The following is a 10,717-nucleotide window of genomic DNA, read 5'->3' as shown; positions in this document are numbered from 1 at the left end:
AAATCGTGGTGTGCCCATACGCTCCTCCTGTGCTCAAACTATAGGGCAGGATCGTCTACCGGGGCGGGGTCAGTCCACACAGTCTTTACGCCTGGATAAAGAAGTACGGGCCTGACTCTTCCACCAACAAAGAAAAAATGTCCCTGTCCGCGCTGTCAAAAGTCAGAACTCTGTCGTTGCCCTGGCGCCGTTGGCGCAGGCGGGCCAAGCTATTATCAATGCTCATTAGCGTGTTTTCTTTTCAAGGGTAAAGGTGCCAAAGGTATTGCGTCCGCGTCCGGGAAAATAATTTTCCTCGCCCGTTTTAACCTGCTTGTCGATCATTAAGTCGGTAAATCCAATATGAGGATGCAGTGCGGCCTCACCTACTTTTGGAGCATTTTTATAGTTATAAAGGATCCTGTATCCGTTTATTTCGTCGAATAATAAAGCTGCACAAATGCTGTTAGATGTTGATGAAGAGGTCTTTAACTGAATACGCAGTTTATCCCAACATTGGGTAATGGTGACTACTCCATCCCACATGTAAGCTACAGTACCGTCTGCATTGAGTGTTTTTCCCTAGCATATCCATTCCCCGCGTAAATATGGAACATTTAAAATCCGAGATAATAACTCTAATCGCCAAACATGGCGGTTGAAAAACCAGTAAAGCAACGTAAATAAACTGCCCACCCCGATCAGTGAAAATATCGCCGGGGGAATATTTGCAGGGATATCCATTTTATTGGCAATATCGATAAAGGATAGTAAGCTCAGTATTAATAAGCTTGATAAAGCAGATGCCCCTGTTGCTAATATTTGTCCTATACGAACACGATTAAGCCACCAAGCAGTGAATATTCATGATCCAGCATCCTATCTCCATAATACCTGTATTTTTTAGATAAGAGAGTTTTCGAGGCTGATTTATGTTACCTCATTTTTCTCATAGGTATCAATTGTGCTGTATAAAATAACAGTTATTCTACTCAAAAAGATGTCCGGCGCTAGCAGCTGCGCAACAGGCGGCGAACACCGGCCAGATGAAGATCGACTGGAAGATCGCGCCGATGATGTGCAGGGGCTGGAACTGCTGCGGGCTGTCCTCTATGCCCGAATACGCGCCCTGCCCCCTCTGCTTACTTCACCCAGTCTTCCAGGACTAGGCCCGCGACCCGCTCAAATTCTCGCGTATTATTCGTCACCAGTATGGCGCTGGCGGCAATCGCGTGGCCGGCTATCGCCGTGTCGTTCGGGCCGATCGGTGTCCCGGCCGCAGCCAAGGCAGCCTTGATCTCGGTAGTGGCGTCCACCGCGGCCCGATCCCAGGACAGGACGGCATCAAGGCGAGCGCAGAAGGCGTCAACCAGCTGCGTGTGGCGCGGCGAGGCCTTCTTGCCGACAGCGCCGAAACGCATTTCCGCGTAGGTGATGGCGGAGACCACGATGCGGTGGTTGCGCAGCACCGCCTGCTCCAGCCGTTTGATCACGGCTTCCGGTTGCTCGCGCATGATGAACGAACAGATGTTGGTGTCGAGCATATAGGTCTTGTTCACAGGTCAAATCGTCCTTCGTCGCTGACCACATCCGTACGCTCTGCCATAAAGTCCTGATCGGCCTTTTCCAGCAGCGCGAACGAGCCCCAGGTCGGACGGACGGGACGCAGGATGATATTGTCCCCTTCCCGGACGATCTCGAGCTCACTCACCCCCTCAAAATCCAGATCGCGGGGCAGACGGATGGCGCGGTTGTTGCCGTTTTTAAAAATCGATACGGTTCGCATGATATCCTCCTGGTTTATGGCCTCATGGCCTATCAGCATATGTTTAGTATATGCCGATGCATGGCAGATGTATAGGGTAAGGCTATGCATATGATTGGCATATGGATATGTCTTGCCTATACTTTCTTTCTTCTTTTTCAGCCAAGATCCGTTTTCTGGCAGTCTCGGATCTGCGGATCGTCACCCTGCCCCGTTGCGCTTGTCGACACAACATGTGCCCCGTCTTCAGCTGCGTTTTCTTCTATATGTTGTGTTTATCCCCTGCCCCGTGACCCGGTGCGTGGCACCGGAAAACGCCGCTTTGCTTATTCCCTGTGCGTGGTACACTTCCGGAAATTTGCTATACGCCAGAAAGTCGGATCATCCGCAAACGGGCGTCCGGTAATTTAACAAGGTGGCTATATGACTGCTTATTATCAGACAGGTGATGTTTACGGCAGGAAACTGCGAGGGCGATCATCGTTACTGGGGTGATGGTTGGAGTGATTACGGGATGTGATAATTTTCAAGGGGTATTTATGTGCAAGTCATGTGATATTGACGCTAATTATTGTCACACGGTTTATTGTGTGTATGACCATCTCGTAACTACTCACCCCGTTTTATGGCTGCGCGATTCATCGAGAATTCGAAACGATTTTCTATCGAGGAATATCCTTTCTTCTGCAGGTGATGTATTGGCCATATGGAATGCCCCTCCAGGAAAAGGATGGGCGCTTCGCATCCACGACAATGAAACCATTGACGAACGGCCAGACCCGCAGCGGGGTGATTTTGTCGATCTCAGTGATGGGGAAACAAGGTTTCAGATTCTTTTAGACCTTGGATGTTGATGTTTATGAAAGAGGTGGGCGGGATTTTGTACTCAATAAGGAACAAGCATGGGTGACTGGTTTATTGCCACCGAGGGCGTGAAGATCGTCAAAGACAGCCCCGGTCTGTGGCCGCAGATCATCACGGGGGGGGCGTCTGCCGGCGCGGCACTGGGCGGTGTGTACCTGGCCCACTACTTTACCCGCCGGCGTGAGGAAAAAGCGACGGCGGCGAAGCAGGCCAGTGAGCGTCTCTTTATTGCCACGGAGCTGGTCCTGTTACTGGAACGGTACGCTGAGGGGTGTGCCCAGGTTGCGGCTGATGACGGTAAGTATAATGCTGCCCGGCAGTCTGAGAGGGAACCTGAGTCCGATTATCCCGTACTAAATCTGACGGATGTCTCCGGGGACTGGCATGTCCTGGAATTGTGCCATTTGTACCGCATACGCGAACTACCGGTGCTCCAGGATGAGGCCCGCCGTGCGATTGCTTATGCCGCTGAAATCCCTTCCCCTCCAATGCATGAGTACTTTTTCGGGGAACGGCAGTATCAATTCGCGCGGCTGGGTCTTAAGGCTGTCATTATGGCCGTCCGTCTTCGCCGAGCCACCGGCCTTCCTGATACACGTCTGGCCGGTAAAGAATGGTCTGCGGTTTCCGTATTTCGTGAAGTCTGGAGAGGCGAGAGACACCGGCGTGCTGCAGAAGCTGTTCGCGACAGAGAATGGAACCAACCGGAGATCCCCGGACAGTACGACGGAGAAAAGCCAACACCATGAGCAGCATCATTCCATATTCTCATCCACAGCAACCTGCACATTTGCCGGTGGTCATCGACTACCCCGCAGCGCTGGCACTGCGACAGATGGCCCTCGTCCATGACGAACTGCCCAAATACCTGCTGGCGCCGGAGATCAGCGCCCTGCTCCACTATGTGCCGGATCTGCACCGCAAACTGCTGCTGGCCACGCTGTGGAACAGCGGTGCCCGGATTAACGAGGCGCTGGCACTGACGCGTGAGAACTTCTCGCTGGCTCCGCCCTACCCGTTCGTACAGCTGGCCACCTTCAAGCAGCGTACGGAAAAGGTGGCCCGCAGCGCCGGGCGGTTGCCGGCGGCCAGCACTCCGCCGCGCGTGGTGCCGCTGTCCGATCCGCAATATGTCGCGCAACTGCAGATGATGGTGGCCACGCTGAAAATTCCGCTCGAGCGCCGCAACGCGAGCTCCGGGCGGATGGAAAAGGTGCGGCTGTGGACGATCACCGATCGGACGGTACGCAGCTGGCTGGTGGAGGCGGTGGATGCCGCAGCGCGCGACGGGGTGACGTTCTCGGTGCCCGTCACCCCGCACACCTTCCGCCACAGTTATGCTATGCACATGCTGTATGCCGGCATTCCGCTCAAGGTGTTGCAGGCGTTGATGGGACACAAGTCGGTAAGTTCGACGGAGGTCTATACGAAGGTGTTTGCGCTGGATGTGGCGGCGCGACATCGGGTGCAGTTCTCGATGTCGGAGGCGGACGCGGTAGCGATGCTTAAAGAGCGTCGCTGAATGGCCGATACGGGGGCTGGCTGAGCAGTTAAAATAATATTCTGTAAGGTCGGAAATAGCGGAGATTTTTCCGCCGTACTCGTCTCGGTTGACAAGTACGGCAGTGGAAAGCTTGGTGGCGCTATATCAGTGGCGAATGTGCGCCAGGTCGTCAGCCGTCAGCCCGGTCATTTTCATTACCGACTCGCGATCGAGCCCGCTGGCCAGCATGGCGCGGGCGATTTTTAGCGCCGCATCGCGCTCGCCTTCCTGGCGGCCTTTTTCTTCGCCAAGTTGCAGACCTTCGATACGACCTTCCTGACGTCCTTTCTGGCGCCCTTCTTCTCTCAACCTTTCTGCAATCGTCATCAGCGTGTCCTCGTGTTCCGGCACCCGTGATGCCAGGGTTGATAGTAATTCGCCCGGGTTACGGGTTTCACCAACCTGCAGCATGTAATGCATCAGTGATGTCAGCTGCTCCTGAGTAGTGTAACCAGCCAGCAGCAACGTGACCAGCTGTTCCAGCAAATCGGCCAGGTCGCGCTGGTGAACATGTTTTTGCAACAGCTCCAGAATGGCTACGCGGCGATGCTGCATGATTTGATCGTCCGGAATGACCGTGACGTCAACCAGTGGAAAATCGCCCCCGTACAGCTGGCCGGCCAGCGCCGGATCACTGAATCCCTGCAGCCAGCTCATCGGATACGGGTAGGGTGTTACCTGACCATGATAGAACAGGACGGGGATCACCAGTGGTAGATGTTCATTGCCTGTGACCAGATGGCGTTGCATGGCGATCTGCCCTACTACCTGCTGCCGCCGGAAATCGCCGTGTTGCTGTCCTGTTGCCACGATCTGGAAAAGCGCACGCTGTTCGAGTTTTTGTGGAACACCGGCGTGCGGATCAATGAGGCACTGGCGGTACGACCGGTGGACGTGGAATTTGATGCGGCGCCGGCGTTCGTCACGCTGCGTACCCTCAAGCAGCGGCTCAACCCCAGGGTTGGCCGGCCACCGGCGCTGAAACTCAATGCACCGGGACCGACCGCCCGAACGGCATTCCCGGTCAAACGCACGGTGGCACTCGAGGACGGGCCCTTTGCGGCGCGGCTGCGCGATCACATCCACACCTTTACCGAGCACAAGACCAAACCGATCTGGCCGGTGACCGACGACACCGCGCGCAACTGGTTGAAGAAGGTGCTCCGTGAGGCTGATCGTCAGGGCGTGCGGCTCAGCCTGGCGCGAATCACCCCCCACACGTTCCGGCACAGCTTTGCGATGCATCTGTTGCTTCATGGGGTGGCGCTACAGGCAGTGATGGGTCATAAGGATTTTAAATCGACGCAGGTCTACCTGAAGGTGTTCAGTCTCGACACGGCATCAGGCCGGTGGGGCGTGCCGTTCTCGATGGATGTAGGCGTAGCGGCGGAGATGCTGCAGCTGGTCGCTAATGGTGCAAAAAAGGTGTCTTATTAGTACCTTTTTGGTGTTGTTTAAGTGCTTCTTTTACACTACCTGTCTGTCGGCATCCGTAATGTAGTGCGTATTAACCACAGTGTGTCAATTTGGTGCTCAATTGGTGTTTAGGTAGTGCTTTTTTAGTGCTGCTGTAGATCCGGTTTGATGTGGTTGGGGGCGGCTTTATAGCGTAGATGACGTGGCAAGACTGCGCCGGCATACTGGAAAAATAACGCTTTTACTGACACTGGCGATGCAGCCCTATGCCCGATCCCACGCTGCAGCAACAGGGTGTCATGGTGATTATAGGCATGAACAGGCAAGCGATCGGCGCCATTCGCCAGCAGCCAAATTGTCCGAGTGATCCCATCGACAAAATCAAGCACAGGAACTGGCAAGCCACGCTCTAGAATAAATCGACATGTCGGAGTGGCCAGCGGCACCGGGTTGCCCGCACCAATGGCAAAGCATCGTTCTACTTCGTGAAATTTGCGGTCACGTCGCCAGGCGGCCTCATCACCACGGCTGAGTTCAGGCACAATGGAATTCGGCGTGTTACGCCAGGCTGACAGCAACTTATCCTTATCGGCTACGACGATGTAATGCTCACTGGTGTCAGAAATCGCCTGCTCCATATAGGCAAATTCACCCTGCCGCAGCGGAATTTTGAAACGGCAATAAATAATGTCGTTATACCTGCAGCTGTACACCCCCTCAATCAGGTGTTCAGGATAGTCTCTGATGGTAATGTGTTTACCGATTATATCAGGTGTCATAACGGTTCCTTTATTAGGTCGTATTGATACAAAAACGATACCATTAATATACCGGTTTGACGCCTTTAGTCACGCTGACACAACCCCTTCCTGGCGTATGTTGCGGCGGGCGTTGAAGTCCTGAATGGCAGGTGGGCAATCTGGCAGTGGACACCGTTGCTTGTTTCTAAGGAGGGGAGGAAAATACGGGGCAGGAGAAATGCCCCCAACTCTTCCGAATCAGATGCGTTGCTATATGATGTTAAAGTGGTGTGATTTTGGTCTTTTTTTGATGCCTTAATCCCCGTGATCATCATAAAACTTCAATGCATGCCGGATCATATTGAGTTTAGAGCGGTTGGTTTTTTTGCATAACTTCTCCAGCAACTCATACTCGTATTGATTGAACGGCACACGGATGGCCTTGTAATCACGTGGTGCTTCACTGTCGGTTTGCTTGAGTGGCGTAACGACATGATCAGCTGCAGCTGCAAATTCTTCGATGCGTTTTTCCACTGCCGCTGGAGTAACGACGGGTTCCCTGCGCTTTACCATGTCATCAACTCCTTCACCAGACATTGAATTTCGGCTTTGGCTTTCGAATTATTCATTTCGACCACGCCACGCCCTTCGGACATACAATCCCGATAAACCTTACGGTCACGTACCACCGTGCTCATCAACCCCAACTCAGGGAAGTCTTTGAGGTACTCTTTGGCTTCCTGGATCTCGTTGATGACTGGATTGGACGGCGCGAGCGTCAGCATAGCGATCGCCTTCAACTTTGGATTGAGATCCTTAGCTTCCGTCATAATTTCTGTCAACCGTGGCAGCGTATCTAAATCGGGTTGTGAAGGGCGGAAAGGAACCAGCAGCACATCGGCTGATGTCATGCCTGTTCTCAGCTCTCGACTGTCACGACCGGCAGTGTCAACAACCACGTATTCATAGCGCTTATCGAGATCGAGTAGCGTATCGCGAATGTTATCGAATTTCTGAATGCAGTGGATAGGTGCTATGCCTTCGATCGCATTACGGTCAGCAATCCAGTTGGATGCGGTTCCTTGACGGTCAGAGTCGACCAGCATCACATCATGCCCTTGTCGTGACAATTCTGCTGCAATATTGACTGCTGTCGTTGATTTACCGCAACCGCCTTTTTGACTTCCAATTAGTATAATCATGGTGCTTAATTGGTTCCTTTTTGACTCCTGTTAGATATTAATTTAGTGCCGCTTTGGTGCTCTGTCAATACATTGTAGAACCTCAGTTTGAGGCATGGCCTGTTACTATGGGCGTGCCCCGGTGGGGACGGCTACTGTACTGCGTAGGCAGCCGGCCGCTGTCGCGCCGTCGTGTCGGGTGGGTGCCCGTTCATCCTTCCGTGGTACGTCTGCCGCAGTAAGTCTTCCCGCCGCAACTGATAACAGCACAGCGTCTCGCTTGAACACCAAGGGGTATATGAACTCCGCCAAAAACTTTTCTCCTTCCGGTCCAAAACTTTTTGTCTCCGCCCCTTGGTGCCGCTCTTCGCCGTACTGTTATCAGTTGCGGCGGGAAGACTCACAGCGGCCTCAAACAACCACCCGGAGGAAACCAATATGCAGCTACAAAACGTCCAAGGCGCGACAACGAAGCCTACAGCAGCATCTGCACAGACCAACTGTGTTCTGACCGTTCCGCAGGTGTATGACCTGTTTTGCTACGTGAAGTCGGTGTGCGGTCGCTCGACCGGCACCGTCGAACCGCCGGTCGTACCGGCCGGGGCGGAAGAGGTGTTCGCGGACTTTGGAGATTTCGACACCATTTCGGTGTGGATCGTCGGGGGCTGGCCGCCGCCATCCGTTCAGCCGGTCTGCTGATGAATCTGGTCGTGATCGAGATGGAGGATGGCCGCTACGGCGTCGCCGCCGGTGAGCGCCGCACGCTGGCGCTGGTTGATGGCACAGGAAAATGACGCCGACAAGACCACCCCGGACGGCGTCGTGACCGACGATTACCCGGTCGAGGTGCTGGTCGTCAGCAGGGCGATGGCGCGCGTGGTGTCGATGATGGAGAACAGCCAGCGCGAGCAGATGCACCCGGTCGATCAGGTTTCGGCGTTCCGCGACCTGTCGGCAGATGGGCAAACTCTGGCACAGATCGGCGATCTGCTGGGGTTCAGCACGCGCCACGTTCAACGCGGTCTGCGTCTGGCAACAATGGCGCCGGTGTTGCTCGATGCGCTCGCCGAAGACCAGATCAGCCTCGACCAGCTGCAGGCGCTGTCGGCCACCGACGATCATCAACGTCAGTGTGACGTGTGGGAAAACGCGCACGGCTGGGCGACTGCGCCACAGCACCTGCGTGAGGCGGTGCTGAAAGGCGAAGTCTCGGCCAAAGACAACAGCCAGCTGGCGTTTGTCGGGCGCGAGGTCTACGAAGCGGCGGGCGGCACCTTCAAATTTGACCTGTTTACCGACGAGGGCTTTTTGACCGAACCGGCGATGCTGGAGCGTCTTGCCCGTGAAAAATTGCACGCGCTGGCGCAGCAGGTGGCCGAGGACGAGGGCTGGAGCTGGGCGGAAGGGGGCATGCCGGCCATCAAAACGTGGGGTGAGGATGCGGAGCTGTACCGTGAGCTGGCCGAACCGCAGCCGGAATTCACCGGTGACGAACAGGCCGAGATCGCCCGGCTGAAAGCGCGGTTCGGTGAGCTGGAAGCGGTATTCGAGGCGGCGGATGCTGATACCGATACCCACGCGCTGAACGTCGAGAGCGACGCGGTACAGGCTGATATTGAGTAGTTAACCGCGCAGGCAATCGTCCGTTCATGGCCGCAGGCGATGCGCAGCAGCGTCGGGGTAGTGGCATCCCTGCGTGACGGGCAGGTGGTTTACCAGCGCGGGATCGTGCTGCGGGCGAGCGAAGCAACGACCGGGAATGGCGTTGATGACAACGGCGAGGGCACGGCGACCACCGAAACGGCGACCTCGAAAACCAAGGAGAAAGGGCTGTCAGCGGCGCTGATCACCAGCCTGTCGGCGGAAGGGAGCCGTGCCGATCGCCAGCTGGCCGAGCTGCACGCGCAGTGGGAAGCCAAATTGCCGCCGGAGTGGAATACCGATTTCTCATGGTTGCTGACGTGGGAGCAGGCCGAGGTCGTGACGCTGCTGGCGTACTGCGTCGGTCTGTCGCTCGATGCCGTGCACCAGTGGCCTGCCGGTAATGGCAAGGTAGGCGATGCCCTGACGCCGCTCGAGCACGCGCTGGATTTCAATCTGCGCGACTGGTGGCAACCAACCAAGGGCAATTTCTTCGGGCGGATCAGCAAGGAGCTGATGAGCGATGCGCTACTTGATGCCGGGAAGGTGGTGCAGGCGGCCTCGGTGCTCAAGATGAAAAAGGGCGACGCCGCGCAGCTGGCCGAGGATGAACTGACCGCCAGTGACGTGCCTGTCGTGTCCGCCGCCACTGCGGCAGGGGGGCAGGTGGCCGAACTGAAACAGAAACCGGCGCCCGGTGATGATGATGCAGAACGGGGGGCGCTGCCCCCCGGTATCAGTGGCGACGGCGAAGTGGTGGATATCGCACAGTATGAAGCCTGGCAGGCACAGAAGCAGGCCATGGGGCAGCAAGCCATGCAGCACCGGGAAGAGACCAACATCAATATCGACAGGCATCGGCGCGAGCTGGCCGAAGTTCATCATGGGGACAGCGAACCGGGAGATAAATTCTGATGATGAGTATTGGTCAATCTATGCAGGTGAAAAAGTCAGCACCAGTCTTCGATGCGCAACCCGTCAACACGTGCAAACTCCCGTGTGTTGTTGGTGACCACGATCAGCCCCTGGCTGCGGGCATGGCCGGCGATCATCAAATCGAATGGGCCAATAGGGAGCCCTTGTCGGCTCAATTCCGCCCGAATTTGGCCACTGTGCGCTGCGGCGGCGGCATCGTAGTTCAGGATGTCAAGACGCGCGATGAACCCTTCGAGCACAGCCAGGTTGCGCTCCGGTGCCTGGCTCTTTTCTGCACCGTAAATAAGCTCCATCAGTGTGACTGAACTGATACACAGGCGAGACGTATTCAGGCTGAAGCGTTCCCTGACGTGCGCTGGTTTGTTCTTGATGGTGAAGATGCACGTGTTGGTGTCCAGCAGGAACTTCAACATCAGAACGCATCCCGCTCTTGCATTGCGGGTTGGTTGCGTGACGTCATGAAATCGTCGCTGACATCATCACCGTCGAACCAGCTGTCCCAGCTCTCGCCGGCCGGCGTAATAATGCGTGTGCGACCAACGGCGATGATCTCCACGCGTTTGACGTCTTCAGGCAGTGCTACCGATTTGGGCAGACGAACGGCCTGGCTACGGTTGCTGAGAAATACGGTTGTTTCCATGGCACACCTCCA

The 10,717-nt window shown here is 55.5% G+C and carries 16 protein-coding genes and 2 pseudogenes; 7 read left to right on the top strand and 11 right to left on the bottom strand.

Translation table 11 applies throughout. The annotated features are described in order from the left end of the window. Positions 1-85: 85 nt before the first annotated feature. The 5 genes and pseudogenes from AC07U6_RS21695 to vapB (AC07U6_RS21675) all read right to left on the bottom strand — a co-directional run bounded on the left by AC07U6_RS21695 (position 86) and on the right by vapB (AC07U6_RS21675) (position 1,765). On the bottom strand, positions 86-226 hold the full coding sequence (locus AC07U6_RS21695) for a hypothetical protein (RefSeq protein WP_494764738.1): 141 nt from the start codon (positions 224-226) through the stop codon (positions 86-88). Further along, positions 226-549 (bottom strand): annotated as a pseudogene (locus tag AC07U6_RS21690) (Cap15 family cyclic dinucleotide receptor domain-containing protein); the annotation flags it as partial. The gene AC07U6_RS21695 and the pseudogene AC07U6_RS21690, both read right to left, overlap by 1 nt. A 12-nt stretch (positions 550-561) precedes the next feature. Then, a complete protein-coding gene (locus AC07U6_RS21685) occupies positions 562-801 on the bottom strand; it encodes a Cap15 family CBASS effector (RefSeq protein ID WP_494764768.1) in 240 nt (79 codons plus the stop codon). A gap of 320 nt (positions 802-1,121) precedes the next feature. Then, complete coding sequence (locus tag AC07U6_RS21680) at positions 1,122-1,538, bottom strand: type II toxin-antitoxin system VapC family toxin (RefSeq protein ID WP_494764764.1); 417 nt, start codon at positions 1,536-1,538, stop codon at positions 1,122-1,124. Further along, positions 1,535-1,765, bottom strand: a complete 231-nt coding sequence (gene vapB, locus AC07U6_RS21675) for a type II toxin-antitoxin system VapB family antitoxin (protein ID WP_494764763.1) — start codon at positions 1,763-1,765, stop codon at positions 1,535-1,537. The genes AC07U6_RS21680 and vapB (AC07U6_RS21675) overlap by 4 nt, the downstream gene beginning before the upstream one ends. Positions 1,766-2,646: 881 nt before the next feature. Between vapB (AC07U6_RS21675) and AC07U6_RS21670 the strand changes: the two genes are divergently transcribed. Both AC07U6_RS21670 and AC07U6_RS21665 read left to right on the top strand, forming a co-directional pair. Beyond that, on the top strand, positions 2,647-3,357 hold the full coding sequence (locus tag AC07U6_RS21670; protein WP_494764762.1) for a hypothetical protein: 711 nt from the start codon (positions 2,647-2,649) through the stop codon (positions 3,355-3,357). Further along, positions 3,354-4,130 (top strand): site-specific integrase, encoded by a 777-nt coding sequence (locus AC07U6_RS21665; protein ID WP_494764761.1) that lies wholly within the window; start codon positions 3,354-3,356, stop codon positions 4,128-4,130. The genes AC07U6_RS21670 and AC07U6_RS21665 overlap by 4 nt, the downstream gene beginning before the upstream one ends. Positions 4,131-4,256: 126 nt before the next feature. Here the strand turns inward: AC07U6_RS21665 and AC07U6_RS21660 are convergent. Continuing rightward, positions 4,257-4,904: pseudogene (locus AC07U6_RS21660) on the bottom strand (Rpn family recombination-promoting nuclease/putative transposase); the annotation flags it as partial. Between AC07U6_RS21660 and AC07U6_RS21655 the strand changes: the two are divergent. Then, a complete protein-coding gene (locus tag AC07U6_RS21655) occupies positions 4,890-5,588 on the top strand; it encodes a tyrosine-type recombinase/integrase (RefSeq protein WP_494764760.1) in 699 nt (232 codons plus the stop codon). The pseudogene AC07U6_RS21660 and the gene AC07U6_RS21655 sit on opposite strands and share 15 nt — an antisense overlap. Positions 5,589-5,710: 122 nt before the next feature. Here the strand turns inward: AC07U6_RS21655 and AC07U6_RS21650 are convergent, their stop codons facing one another. The 3 genes from AC07U6_RS21650 to AC07U6_RS21640 form a co-directional block, all read right to left on the bottom strand. Continuing rightward, positions 5,711-6,346, bottom strand: coding sequence for a plasmid fertility inhibition factor family protein (locus tag AC07U6_RS21650; protein WP_494764759.1), 636 nt, complete (start codon positions 6,344-6,346; stop codon positions 5,711-5,713). A 276-nt stretch (positions 6,347-6,622) separates the two neighbouring features. Then, on the bottom strand, positions 6,623-6,880 hold the full coding sequence (locus AC07U6_RS21645) for a hypothetical protein (protein WP_494764758.1): 258 nt from the start codon (positions 6,878-6,880) through the stop codon (positions 6,623-6,625). Continuing rightward, complete coding sequence (locus AC07U6_RS21640; RefSeq protein ID WP_494764757.1) at positions 6,874-7,509, bottom strand: AAA family ATPase; 636 nt, start codon at positions 7,507-7,509, stop codon at positions 6,874-6,876. The genes AC07U6_RS21645 and AC07U6_RS21640 overlap by 7 nt, the downstream gene beginning before the upstream one ends. 417 nt (positions 7,510-7,926) lie before the next feature. Here AC07U6_RS21640 and AC07U6_RS21635 point away from each other — a divergent pair, with 417 nt between their 5' ends. From AC07U6_RS21635 to AC07U6_RS21620, 4 genes are read left to right on the top strand one after another with little or no spacing between them, the layout of a single operon-like run. After that, a complete protein-coding gene (locus AC07U6_RS21635; RefSeq protein ID WP_494764756.1) occupies positions 7,927-8,187 on the top strand; it encodes a ribulokinase in 261 nt (86 codons plus the stop codon). Continuing rightward, complete coding sequence (locus AC07U6_RS21630; protein WP_494764755.1) at positions 8,187-8,282, top strand: hypothetical protein; 96 nt, start codon at positions 8,187-8,189, stop codon at positions 8,280-8,282. Before AC07U6_RS21635 ends, AC07U6_RS21630 begins: the two co-directional genes overlap by 1 nt. A 28-nt stretch (positions 8,283-8,310) precedes the next feature. Further along, positions 8,311-9,111: a ParB/RepB/Spo0J family partition protein gene (locus AC07U6_RS21625; protein WP_494764754.1), complete on the top strand. Its 801-nt coding sequence runs from the start codon at positions 8,311-8,313 to the stop codon at positions 9,109-9,111. A 39-nt stretch (positions 9,112-9,150) separates the two neighbouring features. After that, positions 9,151-10,044 (top strand): hypothetical protein, encoded by an 894-nt coding sequence (locus tag AC07U6_RS21620; protein WP_494764753.1) that lies wholly within the window; start codon positions 9,151-9,153, stop codon positions 10,042-10,044. A 35-nt stretch (positions 10,045-10,079) separates the two neighbouring features. Here AC07U6_RS21620 and vapC read toward each other — a convergent pair whose 3' ends face one another. Together vapC and vapB (AC07U6_RS21610) are read right to left on the bottom strand one after the other, a co-directional pair. Next, the gene (vapC, locus tag AC07U6_RS21615) at positions 10,080-10,478 is read right to left on the bottom strand and encodes a type II toxin-antitoxin system tRNA(fMet)-specific endonuclease VapC (RefSeq protein WP_494764752.1); all 399 of its coding nucleotides are present in this window, start codon (positions 10,476-10,478) and stop codon (positions 10,080-10,082) included. Then, on the bottom strand, positions 10,478-10,705 hold the full coding sequence (vapB, locus tag AC07U6_RS21610) for a toxin-antitoxin system antitoxin VapB (protein WP_494764751.1): 228 nt from the start codon (positions 10,703-10,705) through the stop codon (positions 10,478-10,480). The genes vapC and vapB (AC07U6_RS21610) overlap by 1 nt, the downstream gene beginning before the upstream one ends. Positions 10,706-10,717: the final 12 nt, after the last annotated feature.

The organism is Erwinia sp. GW821-FHT03D09 (genome assembly GCF_059420805.1).
The sequence above is the reverse complement of the archived record's forward strand: the minus strand, read 5'-3'. Positions and strand labels throughout refer to the sequence as shown.